Annotated in this window: 14 protein-coding genes; 11 read left to right on the top strand and 3 right to left on the bottom strand. The window is 56.7% G+C overall.

Going from position 1 to position 14,822, the window contains the following annotated elements:
* Window positions 1-27: 27 nt before the first annotated feature.
* From AYT24_RS09040 to AYT24_RS09030, 3 genes are all read right to left on the bottom strand, one after another.
* Window positions 28-450 carry a nucleoside-diphosphate kinase gene (locus AYT24_RS09040; protein WP_010933658.1) on the bottom strand — a complete coding sequence of 141 codons (423 nt, stop codon included), beginning with the start codon at window positions 448-450 and terminating at the stop codon, window positions 28-30.
* Between the two features lie 92 nt (window positions 451-542).
* On the bottom strand, window positions 543-989 hold the full coding sequence (locus AYT24_RS09035; RefSeq protein WP_010933657.1) for a peroxiredoxin: 447 nt from the start codon (window positions 987-989) through the stop codon (window positions 543-545).
* Between the two features lie 6 nt (window positions 990-995).
* Window positions 996-2,342: a hemolysin family protein gene (locus AYT24_RS09030; RefSeq protein ID WP_010933656.1), complete on the bottom strand. Its 1,347-nt coding sequence runs from the start codon at window positions 2,340-2,342 to the stop codon at window positions 996-998.
* A 209-nt stretch (window positions 2,343-2,551) separates the two neighbouring features.
* Here AYT24_RS09030 and AYT24_RS09025 point away from each other — a divergent pair, with 209 nt between their 5' ends.
* From AYT24_RS09025 to AYT24_RS08975, 11 genes are all read left to right on the top strand, one after another.
* Complete coding sequence (locus tag AYT24_RS09025) at window positions 2,552-4,597, top strand: tetratricopeptide repeat protein (RefSeq protein WP_164927131.1); 2,046 nt, start codon at window positions 2,552-2,554, stop codon at window positions 4,595-4,597.
* A 240-nt stretch (window positions 4,598-4,837) separates the two neighbouring features.
* Window positions 4,838-5,272 carry a helix-turn-helix domain-containing protein gene (locus AYT24_RS09020; RefSeq protein ID WP_010933653.1) on the top strand — a complete coding sequence of 145 codons (435 nt, stop codon included), beginning with the start codon at window positions 4,838-4,840 and terminating at the stop codon, window positions 5,270-5,272.
* A 231-nt stretch (window positions 5,273-5,503) separates the two neighbouring features.
* Window positions 5,504-6,706, top strand: a complete 1,203-nt coding sequence (locus AYT24_RS09015) for a cysteine desulfurase family protein (RefSeq protein ID WP_010933651.1) — start codon at window positions 5,504-5,506, stop codon at window positions 6,704-6,706.
* A complete protein-coding gene (locus AYT24_RS09010) occupies window positions 6,690-7,301 on the top strand; it encodes an iron-sulfur cluster assembly scaffold protein (protein WP_010933650.1) in 612 nt (203 codons plus the stop codon). The genes AYT24_RS09015 and AYT24_RS09010 overlap by 17 nt, the downstream gene beginning before the upstream one ends.
* Before the next feature lie 154 nt (window positions 7,302-7,455).
* Window positions 7,456-8,769 carry a tRNA (N6-isopentenyl adenosine(37)-C2)-methylthiotransferase MiaB gene (miaB, locus tag AYT24_RS09005; RefSeq protein WP_226986807.1) on the top strand — a complete coding sequence of 438 codons (1,314 nt, stop codon included), beginning with the start codon at window positions 7,456-7,458 and terminating at the stop codon, window positions 8,767-8,769.
* A 185-nt stretch (window positions 8,770-8,954) separates the two neighbouring features.
* Window positions 8,955-9,950: a UbiA family prenyltransferase gene (locus AYT24_RS09000; RefSeq protein WP_164927130.1), complete on the top strand. Its 996-nt coding sequence runs from the start codon at window positions 8,955-8,957 to the stop codon at window positions 9,948-9,950.
* A 147-nt stretch (window positions 9,951-10,097) separates the two neighbouring features.
* Entirely contained in the window at window positions 10,098-10,811 is a 714-nt protein-coding gene (locus AYT24_RS08995; RefSeq protein ID WP_010933646.1) for a diacylglycerol/polyprenol kinase family protein, read from the top strand.
* Between the two features lie 18 nt (window positions 10,812-10,829).
* Window positions 10,830-11,561 carry a UDP-2,3-diacylglucosamine diphosphatase gene (locus tag AYT24_RS08990; RefSeq protein WP_010933645.1) on the top strand — a complete coding sequence of 244 codons (732 nt, stop codon included), beginning with the start codon at window positions 10,830-10,832 and terminating at the stop codon, window positions 11,559-11,561.
* Between the two features lie 27 nt (window positions 11,562-11,588).
* Window positions 11,589-12,470, top strand: coding sequence for an ATP phosphoribosyltransferase (hisG, locus tag AYT24_RS08985; RefSeq protein ID WP_010933644.1), 882 nt, complete (start codon window positions 11,589-11,591; stop codon window positions 12,468-12,470).
* Window positions 12,471-12,526: 56 nt separating this feature from the next.
* Window positions 12,527-13,726, top strand: a complete 1,200-nt coding sequence (gene cruC, locus AYT24_RS08980; RefSeq protein WP_010933643.1) for a hydroxychlorobactene glucosyltransferase CruC — start codon at window positions 12,527-12,529, stop codon at window positions 13,724-13,726.
* 120 nt (window positions 13,727-13,846) lie between these two features.
* Complete coding sequence (locus AYT24_RS08975; protein WP_164927129.1) at window positions 13,847-14,797, top strand: WD40 repeat domain-containing protein; 951 nt, start codon at window positions 13,847-13,849, stop codon at window positions 14,795-14,797.
* Window positions 14,798-14,822 lie beyond the last annotated feature (25 nt).

The raw sequence follows: 14,822 nt of genomic DNA, 5'->3' as shown, positions 1-14,822 counted from the left end.
ATGAAGTCCGGTCAGTCCTGATTCCAATCAGTCAACCCGGACCACCTCTTCGGCAGCGAAGAAGAAGGCGCTTTCGATGGCGGCGTTCTCCGCGGAGTCGGAACCGTGGATGATGTTCTCTCCTTTGCTGTCGGCGTAGAGCTTGCGGATGGTGCCCTCGTCAGCCTGCGCCGGATCGGTTGCGCCAATCAGTGTGCGGAAGTCGGCTACAGCGTTCTCTTTTTCGAGGATCATCGGCACGCACGGGCCGGACGACATGAACTCGACCAGCTCGCCGTAGAACGGGCGCTCCTTGTGCACGGCATAAAATGCGCCGGCAGTCTCTTTGGTGAGGCGGGTTTTCTTCATCGCTACGATGCGGAAACCGGCGCGCTCGATCATATTGGTGACAGCGCCGATAAGCTGCTTGCGCACGCAATCGGGTTTCAGGATGGTAAGGGTACGTTCCATTATTCGGGTCTGCATTTTGTTCTGAAAAGTTTGCCCGCGAAGATACAAAAAAAGATTCGGATTCAGGCAATCCCAGCGCGCCGCATCAATCGTTACGAGGCATCGATGCGCGCGAGCAGATCCTTCATCGGCTGGTAGGTGACCGGCAGGAAGTCGCTGTATGAGAGCAGCACCAAGCCCTGTTCGTCGATGAGTACGTAGGCCCGTTGCGCCATGCCGAGAAAGCCGAGGGCATCGTAGGCTTTGGCGACCGTGCGTTCCTGATCGCTCAGGAGCAGGAAGGGGAGCTTGTGCTTTTCGGCGAATTGCTTGTGCGACTCGGGGCTGTCGCCGCTAATGCCTATCACCGTGATGCCACGGCTGGTGAATGCCGCGACGTTGTTGCGATAGTCGCAGAGCTGCGCCGTGCAGACCGGCGTATCGTCACCGGGGTAAAAAATCAGGAGCACCTTGCGGCCTTTGAACTCCGACAGGGAAACCATTTTGCCCGTGCTGTCGGGAAGCGTGAAATCCGGGGCGATTTTACCTTCTTCGATCATTGCTTTCTATAGTTTGGTTATTTTTTTCTCGGCGTTTTTTGCCTCCTGTTCAACAAGAATGCGTCCGACACGCTTTCCGTTCATTTTGATCACCTTGAAGGTGAGTCCGCCCCATTTGACCGTATCGGAGACCGAGGGAACCTCGCCGAGGCGGGTCATCATGAAGCCGCCCATCGTATCGTAACGGGGCTCGTTCTCCTCGAAAAACTTCTCAGCATCGAGGTTGAAGGCCGTGAGAAACTCATCGACCGGCACCATGCCATCGACCAGCCAGGTGCGCTCGCTCCGGCGCACGATGGTTTTCTGGTCGCCCTCCATGTCGTCCGCCGGCACGTCGCCGACGATGCTTTCGAGTACATCGGTGAGGGTGATGGCTCCCTGTACCGAACCGTGTTCGTCGATCACCAGCGCCATGTGCGCGCGGTTTTTTTTGAAGAGTTCGAGCACATGAAAGGCTGGTACCGATTCGGGCACGAAGAGCGGCGGCTTCATTGATGCCCGGATCGCCTCCCGGATGCTGCCTTTTGACGAGAGGCTGAAGTTGACCAGATCGAGAGACCTTACCACGCCCTGAAGCTCGTCGAGGCTGCCCTTTGCTACCGGAAAGCGTGAGCGGCCGCTCGCCTTGATCCGTGCAACCAGTTCTTCGTCCGGCCTCTCCAGATCGAGCCACTCGATCTCGTTGCGCGGTGTCATCAGGGCGCTGGCTCGCTTGTCGCTCATGCGGAAAATTCTTGAGATCATCTCGTACTCGACCGATTCGAACACCCCCTTCTTGGCGCCCTGCCGGATCATGAGCATCACATCTTCGTCGCTGACCTGGGGTTTTTCGTTCGCCTCGATGCCGAATGCGCGGAGCAGCAGCGCTGCCGAGGCGTCAGCAAGCAGCACCGCAGGGGAGCTGATGGTGCAAAGTTTGTTCATGAATCCGGCAATCCTCACGGCGATTGCTTCTGGATGCCGCAGGGCGAATTTTTTCGGAAGCAGTCCGCCGATCACGTGAGTCAGGTAAGCGAGTGATGCAATGACGACCGTGAGCGCAAGAGGATGGCTGTAGGGCTCAAGTATGGCGAGGTGGCTGAACAGCGCAGCAAGTGGTTCGGCAAGAAAAAGTCCGCCTAAAACGCTCGTCAGCGTGGTGATCAGAATGGCTGTGACCTTGATGGACGACAGGAACCGGGCGGCATTATCCTGAAGTTTCAGCGCGACAGACGCCGATGGGTATCCCGCTTCCCGCAGCTCACGCAGGCGGGCCGGGCTCGAAGAGATGATGGCGAACTCCGCCAGAGAGAGGACTCCTTCGAAGAGGATCAGCAGGATGATGATGATCGCTTCTGCGCTTTGGGGACTCATAAATTAAGGTTCAGTGACCCGGCATGTTATGCTTTGATATGTCTCAAGATACAGCAATACCTTCACATAACCGGCTTGGTGTTTTGAACGTTTCATTGAAAGGCGTTGCCATTGTCAGAGTGATGATGCTTGCCCAGCGGCGAATTTCTGTGTAAAATCAAAAAGATACACCATCACTTTGCCGGTTCGCTATGAAAACTGTTCGGTCGTTGTGCTTTCGCAGCCTTTTGTTGCTCATCGTTGTGCTGCCGTTTTTTTCGTGCAGCCATCAGGGGCAGGATGCGGATACTGCTTCCCTTTACGACGAGGCAGCTCGCTTCTATCGGCTCAAGAAGTATTCGGATGCACTTGACCGCTACGACCGGGCACTGGCCGCGGATACCCTGAATGGGTTCAGCCAGAAGGCTCTGGATGCGCTTTGCCGGAAGAGTCGGATCGAGTTTCTGACCGGGCGTTATGCCGGTGCATTCCGCACCTGGGATGCGATCCGGCGGCATGGCGGCAAAAATCTGCCCGATTCGCTGCACACCGCTGTCGCGCTTGATACTGGAAAAATGTATGCTGAGCTTGGCATGTACGGCCAGGCGGCTTCGGTCATGGCTTCGCTCAGAAATCCCGACGCGTGGCAGCTCTTCGATGAGGCTCGCTTTTTGTTCAGGGCAGGAAAGATCATTGAGGCCTTGCGTATCTATACGAAACTTTCGGTTTCAGATGATAATGCCATCAAAATATCAGGCCTCTCCGGGATTCTCGATTGCGCCCTGACGGGCAGGGTAACCGGTCTCGATACGCCGGATAATCTGGCTGGAAAGATTGCCATGATTTCAGGCCGGGTAATGAAGATGAATACGTCTCCGGAGGTGAAGATCAAAGCGTTGCGCATTGCAGCCAGGAGTCTCCAGCAAATGGAAAAGCAGCGTCCGAACGCCAGCTATCTGTTGTTCCGTGCGCTGGCCATTGCACAGGAGGCCGGTTACCCCAGGCTCGTGGCCATCCTCCAGTATGAATCCAACAACCTCATTGTCCGTAAACCTGATACGTATCGCAGTGTCATCGAATATTTCGGGCAGAGAAACATGCCGTTCGCGAAAGTCGCGGCGCTCTTCATGCTCGGTCGTTCCGTCGAGCTTACTCCTGCCGAGCGGATCGAGGCATACCGGCTCGGACTTGCTGCCTGCCAGCATTACGGTATACCAGCCACGGCTACCGACTATGTCACCCTTGAGCGGGAGGCGGCTGGTGAGCTTTGCGATCTTTTGGCTGCTGAAAGACGATACATCGAGCTTTTCGACGCCAGCGCCATGGCTGACTACCTGGAACATCGGCGTCTGGTATATGCAGGTATTTCCGGATTCCGTTTGCCGCCGGGTCATGAAGCTGTGCAGAACGAGATCATTGAACTGACCAGGGATATTTCAGGATTGCTCCAGCGAAAGATCAACATGCTTGAAGAGGGGACGGGTTTTGCGCTTGCTTCCGTTGTTGACCAGGCCATCAGGGAGAAGCAGGGGCGGCTGATCGAACTGATAGTGGAGGCGTCCAAAGTTGACAGCACGGTTCCCGAGCGGTTGCAGCCCCGGCTTCTTACCTTACGCACGCTCCAGAAAAGCCTCCGCTCAGACGAGGCGCTCATCAGGTTTCTTGTCAGAGACTCGCTTTCGACCTCGATGCTGGTCAGCAGCAGGGAGTTGCAGATTGTCACCGCGAAGGTGACAAAAGAGCAGGTCAGAGCCCGCTTTACCGCGCTGCGGCAGCGGCTGGCCTCTGCCAGCCCGAATCTCGAGGCGATACTTGCTGCCGATGATGATCGTCGGTGGTTGAGCGGCACGCTTCTGCAATCGATGGGTGATCGCCTTTCTGATTACCGTCACATTATCTTCGTTTCACGAAACGCGGAGCCGTTTCACTTGCTTGGTCGCGGCCCTATGCTTGGCAGTGATCATCAGGTTTCATGGCTTTTTTCTGCTGACGAGTTGCTTTTGTATGCAGCCGTTAAGTCACAAGGTGATATTGTGTTTTTCGATGCGTCAAACCCTGAAAAGGCTGCGATTTACAAGCTGTTTCATCCGGAAGACCAGCTGTTTCTTTCCTGGAAACCGATGCAGGAAAATGAGGATGCCGGCCTGAAACAACTTCTGAAAAAGGCATCCGAATCTGGAGCGTCGAGTTCGGATATCCTGAAAAAAGCTGTACAACATTCCGGTCCGATTGGTGCTCAGGCCTGGCTATGGCTCGGTCCTTATGGCGCCAAATGATTTTTCCCTTTAAGGGGCTGCTATCATGATGTAATGCTGGCACCGCATTCGTCGGGTGGATTAAGCAAGAGTACTTTTGGTTTGTTGTCATTTCGTAACAATCAGGACGGCTTTTTGTTGCATTTCACGGCTGAATCTTGGCGGTATCCTGATGATTACTTTTGGGGAAAAACATTATTTTTTTTATAGATTTAAAAATAGATCGGTCGTTTTTTTATCACAAAAAACCATTCCCCTCCAATGCCCGATGAGACTTTGGACCGGAGTTCACTTGAGCGGCTTGTCCGGGCGCTCAAGCAAGCGCGTGTCCAGAGAGCCCTCTCTGTCGATGAAATTTCCCGCCTTGTCAAAATTCGCACGGTTCATATCGAACGGCTTGAAGAGGGTGATTTCAGTTTTCTGCCTCCCCTGTACATCTACTCCTACCTGAAGAAGTACGCTGCCGAACTCGGCGTTGGCGACGATGCCCTGCTCGATGCCTGCCGGAACGAGCTGGGGGTTTCCGCATCGAATTTTTCAATTTTGCCTCCAGCCCAGGTCGTCACGGAAAGTCCGCGTGAGTCCGCGTCGGAACCGCGAGGCAAAACGCGCCGCTGGCCGGTTGTGGCCGCAGTGGCCGCCGCCCTCATTCTTGCTGTCTTGATATTTCTGCTGTTCTTCTCCGGGATTTTCTGAAATGGTTTCCGGCAAGCCGTCCGCCTCAGGTTTTGCTTTTCTTCCAGCCTGCCCGATTCCTGGAAAGGGCGATTTTCTCTCTTCCCGCTTGCTTTTCAGACCAAATAAGACTAAAATTATCCTTATTTATTGATGCCGGGAACCTTATCTTTTGGCATGGGTGTTCATCGGTAATAACCTTATATTTGTCCTGCTTGCGGCAAAAATCACCGAAATTCAGAAACCAGTTTTATGCCATCAAGACAGATTTACTTCGATAACAATGCTACCACGCCGCTTCATCCCGAGGTGAAGAAGGAGCTGGTGGCGGCCATGGAGATGTACGGCAATCCTTCGAGTATGCATGCGTTTGGCCGCGAGGCCCGCGCCAACGTCGAGGATGCACGTCACCGCGTGGCGGCCTTCATGGGGGCCGACGAGAGCGAGATCGTTTTCACCGGAAGCGGTTCGGAAGGCAACAATACCGTGCTGTCGCTGTTCGCGTGCGGCACGAGCCAGTGCTTTCCGGGTATGAAGCCGAAGATCGTGACCACCAAAATCGAGCATCCCTGCGTGCTGGAAACCTCGCAATGCCTGGTGCATCGCGGCGTTGATGTGAGCTATCTCGATGTGGATGCTTATGGCAAGATCGATCTCGGGCAGCTCGAAGAGTATCTGAAGTCGGACGGCGTGGGGCTGGTGTCGGTAATGATGGCCAACAACGAGATCGGCACGATTCAGGATATTCCGGCCATCAGCGCCCTCGCTCACCAGTACGGCGCGCTCATGCACACCGACGCCGTGCAGGCGTTCGGCAAGATTCCGGTCGATGTGAATGAGCTCGGTGTCGATTTCCTGACCATTTCCGGCCACAAGATTTACGGCCCGAAAGGGATTGGTGCGCTGTACGTCCGCAAGGGCACGCCGTACTGCCCCTTCATCCGCGGAGGCCACCAGGAGCGGGGCCGCCGTGCGGGCACCGAAAACACGCTTGGTATCATGGGCTTGGCGATGGCGGTCGATATGCGCAAGATCGAGATGGCGGCTGAGGCGGAACGGTTGCGCGGTTTCCGTGAGATGCTGCGTGAAGGCATCTCGGCCCGGATCGACGATGCGCTTTTCAATGGCCATCCGACTGATTCGATACCGAACACGCTCAACGTGTCGTTTCCCGGCGCAGAGGGCGAATCGATTTTACTCTACCTTGACCTTGCGGGAATCGCGGTTTCGACCGGCTCGGCCTGCGCGTCGGGGTCGCTCGATCCGTCGCACGTGCTGCTCGCCACGGGCGTCGATGCCGAGCGCGCTCACGGCTCGATCCGCATCAGCATGGGCCGCTCGACCACCGTCGAGGATGTGGAGTACATGCTCGACGTTTTGCCGGGCATTATTGAAAGAATCAGAAACATGTCAACTGCATATATCAAAGGAGGCCCGCATGCTGCAATCAGGTGAATGGGCATATACGGAAAAACTCAAGGAGCATTTCGAGAGTCCGAAAAATGTTCTTCAGGGCAACGACACCAGCGCCTTCGACGGCGTCGGCATGGAGGGTAACCTCCAGTGCGGCGACCAGATGATGGTGGCCATCAAGGTTGATAAGGAGTCGGAAAAAATAACCGATTGCCAGTGGAAGACTTACGGCTGCGCCAGCGCGATCGCCAGCACCTCGATACTCTCCGAGATGGTGAAAGGCATGACGCTCGACCAGGCGTTCAACATTTCGCCCAAAGAGGTGGCCAAGGAGCTTGGCGGCTTGCCGGAGAACAAGATTCATTGCTCGGTGCTTGGCGACAAGGCACTGCGGGCGGCGATCAACGACTACTTCATCCGCAACGGCATGAGCGACCGCGTCCAGAAGGTGCAGGCGCGCACGGTTTGCCAGTGCATGAACGTAACCGATCACGACATCGAGGAGGCGGTGCTCGAAGGCGCGCGCACCTTCTATGAGCTTCAGGAGCACACCAAGATCAGCACGGTGTGCGGCCAGTGCAGGGAGGATGCCGAAAACGAACTCCAGAAGTACATCCACCTCCACTTCGGCTCCTGACGGATTCCGTCGGTGAGCATTCAGTTTCAAGGGAAGGAGGCGGCAGGGCGCGCCTTGTGACGACTCCGGTTCGCCGGACAAATCACGAGATCGCGCCTCGCTCCGTTCTGGTAGTTGAGATCGAGCAAGCACTATGCGTCAACGAATGAGCCGTATGCCATCATCATTTTACATTCACACCTTCGGCTGTCAGATGAACCAGGCGGACTCGGAGATCGTCACGGCGCTGCTTCGGGCCGAGGGGTTTGTTCCATCGGCAGATGAGACGAACGCCGATATCGTGCTGCTCAACTCCTGTGCGGTGCGTGAGAATGCCGAGGAGCGGCTCGGCAACATTCTCATGCACCTCAAAGGGCGCAAGCGGCGGTGCAAGGAGCTGGTGATCGGTGTGCTTGGATGCGTGCCGCAGTTCGAACGTGAACGGGTGTTCAGCGACTATCCCTTTGTCGATTTCATCGTCGGGCCAGACAACTATCGCGAGCTTGCCGGTCTCGTCGCAGGCTTGCGCGAGGCGGTGGCGCGCCCCGCTCTTCTTGACTACGACCAGACGGAGACCTACGCGGGCATCGAGCCGGTTCGCGCCGGGTCGATCAGCGCGTTCCTGCCGGTGATGCGCGGCTGCAACAACCACTGCGCCTTCTGCGTGGTGCCAGTGACGCGCGGGCGCGAGCGCAGCGTCGGTTTCGAGCGCGTGGTGGCTGAGGTGGTTGCACTGGAAAAAGCCGGATTCCGCGAGGTGACGCTGCTCGGCCAGAACGTCAACTCATGGCGCGACGCCGAAAAGGGGCTCGACTTCGCCGGATTGCTCGAAGGCGTGAGCCTCGCGGTGCCTTCAATGCGCATCCGTTTCACCACTTCGCATCCGAAGGACATCTCCGAAGCGCTCGTCAAGGTCATCGCTGCGCGCCCGAATCTCTGCAACCATATCCATTTGCCCGTGCAGTCAGGATCGTCGCGAATGCTCGACCTGATGAAGCGTGGCCATACCCGTGAGGAGTATCTCGACCGGATCGCCATGATCCGCAGCTACATTCCGGAGGTGGCCATTACCACCGATCTGATTGCCGGATTCTGCACCGAAACCGAAAAGGATCATCGCGAGACTCTTTCGCTGATGGAGGCAGTCGGTTACGATACGGCATTCATGTTCCACTATTCGGTACGCCCGGGCACCTGGGCGGCGCGTAACCTGCCGGACGATGTGCCGGACACGGTCAAAAAGGCGAGGCTTCAGGAGATCATCGAGCTGCAAAATGCCATATCGCGCGAGATTTTCCAGCGCGAGATCGGCAAGACGGTCGAGGTGCTTGCCGAAGCCGAGAGCAAGCGATCGGAGTCCATGCTCATGGGCCGTACCCCCGAAAACCGTGTGGTGGTTTTCAGCCGGGGCAGGTTCAATCCCAGCGACACGCTGCTGGTGAAAATCACGGGCGCCACCTCGGCTACGCTCTCCGGAGAGGCGGTTTAGCGCCCGGTCACCCAACGGGCGGGCACTTCCTTCATAATTGTTCCCGATATGATGTTATTATTTCTGCGGGATTTGTAAATTTACGCAACATATAGAGGAGCATCATGGTGCGGAATATCTCCTCGCCGGAGGCTCACACAGTCATTTTCAACCGGCCCGGAGCCGTTTTCACTATCTCATCAGTCATGTCAGTTGCAAGCCAAGGATTGGTCGATAAAGTAAAAGCCCATCTCGAACTGCTCGATCCCGTCACCTGGATCAGCGTTTTTCCTTGCCTCGCCGGGGGAGTCATGGCATCCGGAGCGATGCAGCCCACCGTGCACGACTACCTGCTGCTCGCGGCGCTTTTTTTGCTCTACGGCCCACTTGGAACCGGCTTTAGCCAGTCGGTGAACGACTACTACGATCTCGAACTCGACCGGGTCAACGAGCCGACCCGCCCTATTCCGTCGGGAAGGCTGTCGGAAAAAGAGGCAATCTGGAACTGGAGCATCGTGCTGGTGATTGCTGTGGCACTGAGCAGCTGGATCGGCACGAGCATCGGCGGCCAGCGCGGCATGATTTTCGTTGGTTCGCTCCTGGCCGGCCTTGTCATTGGTTATCTCTACTCCGCGCCTCCTTTCAAGCTCAAGAAAAACATCTTCTTTTCCGCTCCAGCGGTCGGCTTTTCCTACGGCTTTATCACCTATCTTTCGGCCAATGCGCTTTTCAGCGATATTCGCCCCGAGGTGCTCTGGCTTGCCGGACTTAATTTCTTCATGGCCGTGGCGCTCATCGTCATGAACGACTTCAAGTCGCAGGAGGGTGATGCCAAAGAAGGCATGAAGTCCCTGACCGTCATGATTGGCGCGAAGAACACCTTTCTTGTCGCCTTCATCATCATCGACCTGGTGTTCGCCGTCTTCGCGTGGCGCTCATACATGTGGGGGTTCACGACCCTGATGTACTTTATCATTGCAGGACTTGTACTGAACATCATCATTCAGATTCCGATCTATCGCGACCCCAAATCGGGCATTACACTGGTGCAGCACGCCGTTGACGACGGCTTCGGCAACGCTATCGGCAAGAGCGAGGTACAGGAGCACAACGCATTCCTGCGGTTCCAGGTGGTTAACAACATTCTGTTTCTGACCAACCAGATGTTTGCCGCCGCGCTGATTGGCGCAAAGTACATGTGAGCTTTCCGAAGGTGGCAGGTGGATTGCGATTACTCGTTCCGCCTGCCGGTTCTAATGAATACCGGGCGAAAAAACGATGACGATACCCCGCACGAACATCCGTTTTTCAGGTCATCTTCCGTATAACCTTCACCATCCGGAGGCGGCATGACAGCCATAGCCCCTACCTTTTTCGACCTGCCTGTCGTGTGGCACAACGTTCTGGTCATGCTGCTCACGATCGCGTATGTCTTCAGCGTGCCGCTGCTCATGGACTGGCTCGTAACCAACCACGGTCTGCCGCGAGACATCAGCCGCAAGATCACCCACATCTGCGCCGGTTCGGTCATCGTGTTCCTGCCGCTCTTTCGCGACGGTGACTGGTCGCACTACCTGAACATCACGGTCTTCGCCGTCTGGACGGTGCTGCTCATCCAGAAAGGACTGTTCGCTGCCGATGACGACCAGGCGGTCAAAACCATGACCCGCACCGGCGACAAGCGCGAGCTGCTCAAAGGCCCGCTCTACTTCGTGATCGTCGCCATGATCTGTGGTACTCTCTACTACAAGCAGTTCGCGGGTGTGCTCGCAATGGCTATCCTGGGCTGGGGTGACGGTCTTGCTCCCATTGTCGGTACGAGGATGGGGAAAATGAAGTACAAGGTGTTCTGCGAACGGAGCGTCGAGGGGAGCATTGCCTTTCTCGCGGGCAGCCTCGCGGCGGGCCTCTTCTTCGTCTGGCTGATCGTGCCGCAGGCTTTTAATCCCGCGAAAATCGCCATGATCGCTGTGGCGGCCACCGTCATTGAAGCGCTCAGCCCGAAAGAGGTAGACAACATTCTCATTCCGGCGGAGGTCATCGCGCTCGCCGCGGTGCTCTGAACCTGCTCACTCTACGCGATGCCTGGACTCTATTTTCTCAGCGATCTTCATCTCGGCCTGCAAGAGCCTCAGGCGGAGCAGGAAAAACTCGAACGCCTCGAAAAACTTTTTTCGCTTATCCGCGAACAGGGCGGGGCTCTTTACCTTCTCGGCGACATTCTCGACTACTGGATGGAGTTCCGCCACGTTGTTCCCAAGGGCTTCACCCGGTTTTTCTGCATGCTTTCGGGGCTTGTCCGGAGTGGCGTCGAAGTGACCTGGTTGGCGGGCAACCACGACTTTTACCTCGGCAGTTTTTTCGACGACGAGCTTGGCGTCAAAACCTGCTACGGATTGCAGGAGGTGCGTTACGACGGCAAGCTGTTTCTCGTTGCGCATGGCGACGGGCTGGGCGAGGGCGATCTCGGTTACAAGCTGTTCGCCCGTTTTATCCGCAACCGTTTCAATCTCGGCCTTCTGACTGCTTTTCACTCCGACCTCTCGACGGCGCTCATGAAGCACTTTTCCCTGCTCAGTCGAAAGCACAAAAAGGTCGATATGCGCGCTGAATCGACGCGCCTCCTTGATTTTGCCGCCGCTTTGGCGCGTGAACGTGATTTTGATTACTTTGTCTGCGGTCATAACCACTCGGAGCGCGTGCAGGCGCTGCATGATTCGGGCAGTACCTACGTCAATCTCGGCTCGTGGATCGAAGGACGCTATCACTATGGCGTTTACGAACAGGGGCAGTTCCGGCTCGAAAAGCTTTAAGTCAACTATCAGATTCTATTTTATCACATGAGCAACAACAAGGTTCTCAAGCTGGGTCTGCCGAAGGGCAGCCTTCAGGATTCGACTCTCGAACTTTTCGCCAACGCCGGCTTCCACTTTTCCGTCCAGAGCCGCTCCTACTTTCCCTCCATCGACGATGACGAGCTGGAGGCGATCCTGATCCGCGCGCAGGAGATGGGGCGTTATGTTTCTCTGGGTGCGTTCGACGCTGGTCTGACCGGCAAGGACTGGATCATCGAGACCGACGCCGATGTGGTGGAGGTGGCCGATCTGGTTTACTCGAAAGCCTCGATGAGGCCGGTGCGCTGGGTGCTCGCTGTGCCGGAAAGCTCGCCGATCAAGACGGTCAAAGACCTTGAAGGCAAGCACATTGCGACCGAGGTGGTGAACATCACGAAAAAATATCTGGCCGAAAATGGCGTGAACGCCTCGGTCGAGTTCAGTTGGGGCGCGACCGAGGTCAAACCACCGGAGCTGGCTGATGCCATTGTCGAAGTGACCGAAACCGGTTCCTCGTTGCGGGCTAACAAACTCCGCATCGTCGAAACGGTGCTTCAGTCCAATACCCAGTTGATCGCCAACAAGGCGGCGTGGGCAGACCCGTGGAAGCGCAAAAAGATCGAAAACATGGCCATGCTGCTGCAAGGTGCGATCAACGCCCAGGGCAAGGTGGGGTTGAAGATGAACGCCCCGAAGGCTGCGCTCGACAAGATCATGAGCGGCATTCCCGCCCTGCGCCAGCCGACCGTCTCCGACCTGGCCGACAAGGAGTGGGTTGCGCTCGAAGTGATCGTCTCCGAGAAGATCGTGCGCACGCTCATTCCCGAGCTGAAACGTGCGGGCGCAGAGGGGATTTTCGAGTACAACATCAACAAACTCATTGATTAAGGACAACAGGGACTGAGAGGAGAAAACCTACTGATTCCTGATTAAACGCCAATCAGATGCATTGCAAGGCCGCCGGGGGCGGCCTTTTTTTTACTATGATCATCTTTTATCAGCTCTTCATCCTCGGTTCGCTACTGGTATTTCTCGGCATTGTGCTGAAGAACCTCGGCGATCTTCGTTCGTTGCCTGAGGTGACGGGTGAGGAGGCGTATCGTCCGAAAGTGTCGTTGCTGGTGCCTGCACGCAACGAGGAGCTGAATATCGAGGCGTGCGTTTTGTCGTTGCTTGGCCAGCGCTATCCGGATTTCGAGGTGATCGTGCTCGACGACCACTCAAGCGACAGCACGCTGGCGGTGCTTCGGCGGATTGCCGACACAAAAGCCGGCGCAAGACTGCGCATTCTCGAAGGCCGCGAGCTACCGGAGGGTTGGCATGGCAAGGCGTGGGCCTGCCAGCAGCTTGCCGAAGCGGCGACGGGCGAGCTGCTGCTTTTCACCGACGCTGACACGCGCCACCAGCCCAGCGCGCTCGCGCGGGCGGTCGAGGCGATGCGCCGGTGCGGCGCGGGGATGCTTTCGCTGACTCCAGCGCAAGAGATGGAGAGCTTCTGGGAGAAGCTGATCGTGCCGCTGGTCTACCACATCCTCTTTAGCTATCTGCCCATCTCGATGGTCTCGAAAAGTTCTTCTCCGGCTTTCTGTTACGCTATCGGTCAGTTCATTCTGTTCCGGCGCGAGGCTTACGAGCAGATCGGCGGCCACCGATCGGTGTGTAACAACATCGTCGAGGATGTCTGGCTTTGCAAGGCGGTCAAGCGTTCGGGCGGCAAGGTGGCGGCTTTCGATGGCACCGACGTGGTGAACTGCCGTATGTATCGCGGTTTCGGCGAGGTGTGGCAGGGATTTTCCAAAAATCTTTTCGCCGGACTCGGCAACAACATCGTCGGCCTCTTTGCTCTGATGGCGTTTGTCGCGCTTCTTTACCTTGCGCCGTATGCATTCCTCGCCTCATCGGCGCTGCTTGGTGACCGCACCGTTGCCTTGTTCTGGCTGCCGTTGGCGCAGGTAGGTGTAGCACTTTTCATCCGCTTCCTGATTGCCGTGAAGTTCCGGCAGCCGCCGTGGCCGGCGGCTCTTCATCTTTTTTCGCAGGTGATGCTTTTGCTGATCGCGTTCAACTCTTTTCGTCTGACAGTGTTCGGCAAAGGTCCGGAGTGGAAGGGGAGGAACTATCCGCTTTCCGGTCACGGCCACTGACGCCGCAGAGCGGGTAGGGGTGGTGTTACGGATAAAATTTTTTAAATTAGCGAACAATTTTTCAGGCGTTTTCCGGCATCATTGCGCCGTCGCCCGGCAACTATCAAACGATCAACACTCATGGGTTTTCTTTCGAAGATATTCGGCAAAAAAGAGGTGGAACTGAAACGGCCTCAGGTGCGCGAAGACGCGGCCTTGATCAAAACCCTCGTCGGTCACGAAGACCGGGTGCTTGGCGTGCGCTTCAGCCCCGATGGCAAGAAGCTGGTCAGCGGCAGTTTCGACGAAAAGGTGAAGCTGTGGGATGTCGAGACCGGCAATGCGATCCATACCATGTCGGGTCATACTACCTGGGTCAAGTGCGTCGATTACAGCCCCAAGGGTGACAAGGTCGCCAGCGGCAGCATCGACAGTACGGTGCGCATCTGGGACGTGGCGACCGGCCAGTGCCTGCACGTCTGCAAGGGGCACGATACCGAGGTGCGCATGATCGCTTTCAGCCCCGATGGCAAGACGGTGGCGAGCTGCTCGCGCGACACCACCATCAAGTTTTGGGACACTGAAACCGGCAATGAGGTGAAAACCCTCTTCGGACACAAATCGTACATCGAGTGCATCGCTTTCAGCGCCGACGGTAAAAAGCTCGTGAGCTGCGGCGAGGAGCCTGTGGTGAAAATCTGGGATCTCGAAACCGGCAAGAATATCGCCAACTATCCGACCGGCGACACGCTTTCGCACTTCGTCTCGTTCAGCCCGGATGGCAGCCAGATCGCGCTGTGCGGTCGCGACGCCAAGGTCAAGGTGCTCGACGCGGCCACCGGCCAGATGCTCAAGGTGCTCGAAGGTCATGAAGATGGTGTTCGTGCTCTCTGCTACAATCCGGCAGGCACGCTCATCGCCAGCGCCGCCAACGACGAGTCGGTCAGGCTCTGGGATGTGGCGAAGGGAGCGCTTGTGCACACCTACCGTGGTCACACCCACGAAGTACAGTCGGTCGCCTTTTCGCCGGATGGCAAGGTGATCGCCAGCGGAAGCGACGACTTCAAAATCAAGCTCTGGGGCGTAGTCTAAAGCTTCAGGAGTTTAGCGAATCTGC

This window comes from Chlorobaculum tepidum TLS (assembly GCF_000006985.1).
Lineage (GTDB): Bacteria > Bacteroidota > Chlorobiia > Chlorobiales > Chlorobiaceae > Chlorobaculum > Chlorobaculum tepidum.
The sequence above is the reverse complement of the archived record's forward strand: the minus strand, read 5'-3'. Positions and strand labels throughout refer to the sequence as shown.